Origin of the sequence: Bradyrhizobium uaiense (assembly GCF_010811875.1) — a bacterium.
Taxonomy (GTDB): domain Bacteria; phylum Pseudomonadota; class Alphaproteobacteria; order Rhizobiales; family Xanthobacteraceae; genus Bradyrhizobium; species Bradyrhizobium uaiense.
The window spans coordinates 1-244 of record NZ_VKHP01000971.1; the positions used below are offsets into that span (position 1 = coordinate 1).

At 66.4% G+C, this 244-nt stretch carries 1 pseudogene; it reads left to right on the top strand.

Going from position 1 to position 244, the window contains the following annotated elements:
* Window positions 1-100: 100 nt before the first annotated feature.
* A pseudogene (locus FNJ47_RS52570) lies at window positions 101-244 on the top strand (aminotransferase class I/II-fold pyridoxal phosphate-dependent enzyme); the annotation flags it as partial.

Here is a 244-nt window from a genome sequence, read left to right on the forward strand (position 1 = left end):
TGCGTTGGAGCGCACTGCATCGATGACGTCGGCATTCGCAGCGATGTAGCCGCCGAGGCCGCCGAAGGCCTTCGCCAGCGTGCCCTCGACCACGTCGATCCGGTGCAGGGCCCCTTCCCGCGCCGCGCGGGTAAAGTCCGTGCTCAACGCCGCCGGCCTACCGGTCATGCCCAGCGAAACGCACATTGTGCCTGTCATGGTGGGTGATCCGGAAAGATGCAAGGAGGCGAGCGATCTCCTGCTC